Here is a 5,559-nt window from a genome sequence, read left to right on the forward strand (position 1 = left end):
GATTACCCACGTGTTACTCACCCGTTCGCCACTCATCCCCGGCCGAAACCGGTTCAGCGTTCGACTTGCATGTGTTAAGCACGCCGCCAGCGTTCGTCCTGAGCCAGGATCAAACTCTCCAACAATGCTGTAAAGTTCGATCGAGACTACTTCTCAATCATTTCTCAAAGGAAACCCCGACGAGGGGGTTTCATATAAGCTCTACTGGCTTAGTTCACTAGCACACTGTTGAGTTCTCAAGCAACACACCCCGAACCAAACCCAACCCCCCGTGAGGGCGAGCCTGACCGAAGCGGTCATTCCTAGCAGTTTTTGGTGGGACACCCACTCAATCACCCTAGAGGCGAGAGCTTGGTTCGTGTCCCGGCGGCCGCCCGGTTTCCCTGGCGACGAAGAGAAGATTACACGGCTCAAAACGGCCCTAAACAGGGGGGTCCCTTAATGCGATCTTCGCAGGTCAACCGGCCGAATAGGCCCGTTGCGGCCGATCCGGCGGGCACCGCGGCCCCGACTCACCGGACCGGAGCGCGGCGAATCCGGTGGCTTATCGGCTCGCGGATGCCGTAATGCGGAAGAACGGGCGGCTCGCGTTATCGGTGAATGCCGAGACCCGCTTGCCGAGCGAGGCGCCGGCGAGAGCGGATTGCCGCTGGACATCGGCGTGCCCGCGCCGGACGACACCGAGGGCGGGCGGTTCGGAGGCATCATGAGCGCCGAACCAGCGAGTGACCCGGGTCACCCAGAAGGACGTCGAGACGATGTCCGGTGCGGGGCAGGCGGCTTCGTTCTTTCCCCGACTGACGGCCATGCGAGACCGAAGACAGAGGGAGTATCCGATGAAGTACCTGATCCTGGCGTACGGCAACCAGCAGGACTACGACCACCTCAGCGGCAAGGAGGGCGGAGCGACCCCCGCGGAAATGGCGGCGGTCGACGAGTTCCTCGCCGGGTTCACCGGGGCGCTGGCCGATTCGGGAGAGTTGGTCGAGACCCAGGGGCTCGCCGCTCCCGTGCTGGCCCGCCGCCTCCAGTTAAGGGACGGAGCTCCGGTCGTCACCGACGGGCCGTTCGGCGAGACCGAGGAAGTCATCGCCGGGTACTGGATGGTCGACTGCGCCAGCTTCGACCGGGCGACCGACATCGCGGCGGGACTGCTCAAAGCCCCGGGACGGTTGGCCGACGCCGGGGTCGTGGTCCGGCCGGTGATGGGGAACGACAGCGAACTCTGAACCCAGGAACCAAGCGACCGAGGCGGCAGAGATGACCGACCCCTCCCTCCCGGCCACGCTCGACGGCACCCTGCGCACCCTCGCGCCGCAGGTGCTGGGCGCGCTGGTCCGCCGCTATGGGCGGTTCGACCCGGCCGAGGACGCGGTCCAGGAAGCCCTGCTCAAAGCCGCCGAGCGGTGGCCGGAGACGGGGATTCCCGAGCGGCCCTTCGGCTGGCTGATGCAGGTCGCGAGCCGGAAGCTGATCGATCTGCTCCGCGCTGACCAGGCAAGACGCGAGCGGGAGAGCCGAGCCGCGCGCGAGGCGGTCGGCGAGCAGACCGGGGACGACACCTTGATCCTGCTTCTGCTCTGCTGCCATCCGTCGCTCTCGGTGGCGTCGCAGGTCGCGCTCACCTTGCGGGCCGTCGGCGGGCTCACGACGGCGGAGATCGCGCGGGCGTTCCTCACGTCCGAGGACTCGATGACCCGCCGGATCTCCCGGGCCAAGCGGACCGTCCAGGACAGCGGCGTGCCGTTCCGGATGCCGCCGGAAGAAACGCGCCGCGAGCGGCTCGAAGCCGTCCTGCATGTCCTGTACCTGATTTTCACCGAGGGGTACTCGGCGACGTCGGGGCCGGATCTGCGCCGCGGCGACCTCGCAAGGGAGGCGATCCGGCTGGCAGAGATGACGGCCGCGCTGCTGCCGGACGACAGCGAGGCCGCGGGGCTGCTCGCGTTGATGTTGCTGACGGACGCGCGGTCGCCGGCGCGGGTGACCGAGCAGGGCGAGCTGGTTCCGCTGCATGAGCAGGACCGGACGCGATGGAAGACCGAGTCGATCCGGCGCGGGGTGGAGTTGGTGACGGCGGCGTTGCCGCGCGGGCCGGTCGGGCCGTATCAGCTGCAGGCGGCGATTGCGGCGGTCCATGACGAGGCCGCCACCGCCGAGGAGACCGACTGGCGGCAGATCGTCGGGCTTTACCGGCTGCTGCTCAAGGTTTCGGCGAGTCCGGTCGCGAAGGTGAGCCACGGCGTCGCGGTCGGGATGGCGGACGGACCTGCTGCCGGGCTTGGACTGCTCGACGCGCTGGACCGCCGGGACCGGCGGTTCTATGCGGCGCGCGCACATCTTCTGGAAAAGGCGGGCGACCGCGAAGCGGCCCGGAGTGTGTACCTGCGCGCGGCCGAACTCGCCACCAACATCCGCCAGGTGCGGTATCTCAACGCCTGCGCCCGGCGGCTTTCCGAAGGAGCTGAGCATGACTGACGAGATCCGGCCGTACCGGCTGGAGATCCCCGAGGCGGACCTGGTCGACCTGCGAGAACGGCTCGACCGGACAAGGTGGGCGCCGGAGCCGGTCGGCGGTGATCAGGGGTACGGCGTCAGCGTCGGCCGGGTGCGCGAGCTGGCCGAGCACTGGCGACAACGCTACGACTGGCGGGCTTGGGAGCGGCAGTTCAACGAGTATCCGCAGTTCACGACCACGATCGACGGCAGCAACGTGCATTTCCTGCACGCTCGTTCGCCGGAGCCGGACGCGATCCCGTTGATCCTCAGTCACGGGTGGCCGGGCTCGGCGGCGGAGTATCTGGCCGCGGTCGGGCCGTTGAGCGATCCTCGCGCGCACGGGCTTGATCCGTCGATCGCGTTCGACGTCGTGCTGCCGTCGTTGCCGGGGTTCGGGTTTTCCGGACCGACGACCGACACCGGCTGGGGTCCGCGGCGGATCGCGCGGGCGTGGGCGGAGTTGATGCGCCGGCTCGGGTACGAGCGCTACGGGACCGCGGGCAACGACTGGGGTTCGGGGATCGCGCCGGAGGTCGGTCGCGTAGCGCCGGAACATGTGATCGGCGCGCACGTGACGCAGACCTGGGATCCGCCGCCGGACGACGATCCACAGTGGATTGCCGACCTGTCCGACAAGGACAAAGCCGCGTGGGACGCGTTCCACCACTACTTCGCGAACGAAGCGTCCTACGGCGTCGTCCAGGCGCAGCAGCCGCAGACGCTCGCGCACGCGTTGTCCGACTCCCCCGTCGGCCTGCTCGGCTGGAACGCGCAGGCGATGCACGACCACGGCCTCGACGCGGACGGGATCCTCACCCACGTCACGATCCACTGGCTGACCGGCACGGCGGGTTCGGCGATCCGGATCTACGCAGAGGAAGCCCGGGAGACGCCCGCCGAAGGCCGCAATCCGGTGCCGCTGGGGGTCGCGCAGTTTCCCGGCGACCTGCCGTCGATCCGCGTGTTCACCGAACATCGCCGGAACCTCGTGTCGTGGAACGAGTACGGCCGCGGCGGGCATTACGCGGCGCAGGAGGTGCCGGAGCTGTGGGCGGGCGACGTCCGGCAGTTCTTCGCGAAGCTGCGCTAGAAAAACATTGCTCCGACTACATTGCACCTTATTGCACGGAGAAATCGCCCCGATTAGCGTCGGGACCATGCAGACAGTCCTTCTCCTCTCCGGCGCCCGGATCGCCTACGACGACCTCGGACCGCGGTCGGAGGTCGCGGTGCTTCTCGTGCACGGGCATCCGTTCGACCGGTCCATGTGGGGTCCGCAGGCCGAGCACCTCGCCCGCAACGGCCGCCGTGTCGTGATGCCTGACCTGCGGGGATACGGGGAAAGCACCGGTCCGGCGGTCCGCGGGCTCGAAGACTTCGCCGAGGATCTCGTCGGGCTGGCCGATCACCTCGGCATCGACCGCTTCGCGCTGGGCGGGCTGTCGATGGGCGGGCAGATCGTGATGCAGACCGTCCGGGACTACCCGGAGCGCATTGCCGCGCTGCTGCTCGCCGACACGTTCGCCGAGCCCGAGACCGACGAAGGAAAGGTGAGCCGCAACCAGGCCGCGGACCGGGTGCTCGCGGAAGGCATGACCGCGTACGCCGACGAGCTGTTGCCGAAGATGGTGTCGCCGGGCACCTTCCGCGAGAACCCCGAGGTGACCGGGCACGTCCGGAAGATGATGCGCCACGCACCAGCGACAGGCGCGGCGGCCGCGTTGCGGGCCCGGGCGAGGCGCCCCGACTACCGCGATTCGCTCAAGCAGGTCAGCGTGCCGACGCTGGTCGCGGTGGGCAGCGAGGACGAGTTCACTCCGGTCGCCGACGCGCAGCTGCTGCACCGGCTCGTGGCCGGCTCGGAGCTGGTGGTGCTCGACGGCGCGGGGCACCTGCCTAACCTGGAGCGCGCGGCCGAGTTCAACGACGTGTTCGGCCGCTTCCTGGACCAGGACCACGCGGAAGAACGGTGACGCACTCCATGAAGACCGTATTGGTGACCGGCGCCAGCGCCGGCTTCGGTGCAGCGATCACGCGCCGGTTCGCAGCGGAAGGCGCGCGGGTCGTCGCCGCGGCCCGCAGCGGCGACCGGCTCAAGACGCTGGCGGACGAACTGGGCGACGCGGTGTACCCGCTGGTCCTGGACGTACGCGACCCGGCCGCCGTCGCGGATGTCGTCGCGCAGCTGCCCGAGGAGTGGGCGAAGATCGACATCCTGGTCAACAACGCCGGCCTCGCGAAGGGTCTCGAGCCCGCGCACGAGGCGAAGCTGGAAGACTGGGACCAGATGATCGAGACCAACGTGACCGGTCTCGTCCACCTCACCCGCGCAGTACTGCCCGGCATGGTCGAACGCGGCGCCGGACACGTGATCAACATCGGCTCGGTCGCAGGCAGCTACGCGTACCCCGGCGCGAACGTCTACGGCGCGACGAAGGCGTTCGTGCACCAGTTCAGCCTCAACCTGCGCTCCGACCTGCGCGGCACCGGCGTCCGCGTGACGAACGTGGAACCGGGCCTGGTAGGCGGCACCGAATTCTCCACCGTCCGCTTCGGCGGCGACCAGGCCAAGGCGAGCAACGTCTACGCAGGCACCACACCGCTGACCGCAGACGACGTCGCCGAGTCGGTTTTCTGGGCAAGCTCCCAGCCAGCACACGTGAACATCAACGTCATCGAGCTGATGCCGGTCGTGCAAACCTTCTCCGCCCTGAACATCGACCGCGAAAACTGAGCCCGACGCGCGTCAGGGCCACCCTCATTGACTCTGATTCCGTCAGGGTTCCCCTCACGACCCACCACCCGGTCTGAGGGACCCCTTCCCGGACCCAGATTCCCTCAAGGAGCCCTTCACGGACCGCGACGCACCCAATGTGGCATTGGGTGCGTCGCACGCAACGAACGCCACATTGGATGCATCCCACGCACCCAATGCCACATTGGGGCGCTAGCCCCACCCCCACCCAACCCGCACCGGTGCACCCAACGAGCGAGGCACCCAGCCCCTCCCCCGCAGCCGATGCACCCAACCATCGAGGCACCCACACCACCCCCGCACCC

5 protein-coding genes and 1 rRNA gene are annotated in these 5,559 nt (G+C 68.4%); 5 read left to right on the plus strand and 1 reads right to left on the minus strand.

The window, feature by feature from the left end:
- Positions 1-125 (minus strand): 16S ribosomal RNA (locus tag PUT80_RS45920); the annotation flags it as partial.
- Between the two features lie 711 nt (positions 126-836).
- Between PUT80_RS45920 and PUT80_RS45925 the strand changes: the two genes are divergently transcribed.
- From PUT80_RS45925 to PUT80_RS45945, 5 genes are all read left to right on the plus strand, one after another.
- Positions 837-1,229 carry a YciI family protein gene (locus tag PUT80_RS45925; protein ID WP_275295891.1) on the plus strand — a complete coding sequence of 131 codons (393 nt, stop codon included), beginning with the start codon at positions 837-839 and terminating at the stop codon, positions 1,227-1,229.
- Between the two features lie 31 nt (positions 1,230-1,260).
- On the plus strand, positions 1,261-2,478 hold the full coding sequence (locus tag PUT80_RS45930; RefSeq protein ID WP_275295892.1) for a sigma-70 family RNA polymerase sigma factor: 1,218 nt from the start codon (positions 1,261-1,263) through the stop codon (positions 2,476-2,478).
- The gene (locus PUT80_RS45935) at positions 2,471-3,589 is read left to right on the plus strand and encodes an epoxide hydrolase family protein (RefSeq protein WP_275295893.1); all 1,119 of its coding nucleotides are present in this window, start codon (positions 2,471-2,473) and stop codon (positions 3,587-3,589) included. Before PUT80_RS45930 ends, PUT80_RS45935 begins: the two co-directional genes overlap by 8 nt.
- Positions 3,590-3,656: 67 nt before the next feature.
- Positions 3,657-4,472: an alpha/beta fold hydrolase gene (locus tag PUT80_RS45940; protein WP_275295894.1), complete on the plus strand. Its 816-nt coding sequence runs from the start codon at positions 3,657-3,659 to the stop codon at positions 4,470-4,472.
- A gap of 8 nt (positions 4,473-4,480) precedes the next feature.
- On the plus strand, positions 4,481-5,233 hold the full coding sequence (locus tag PUT80_RS45945; protein ID WP_275295895.1) for an SDR family oxidoreductase: 753 nt from the start codon (positions 4,481-4,483) through the stop codon (positions 5,231-5,233).
- The last annotated feature ends 326 nt before the right edge of the window (positions 5,234-5,559 follow it).

Source organism: Amycolatopsis sp. La24 (assembly GCF_029087445.1).
GTDB lineage: Bacteria > Actinomycetota > Actinomycetes > Mycobacteriales > Pseudonocardiaceae > Amycolatopsis > Amycolatopsis nivea.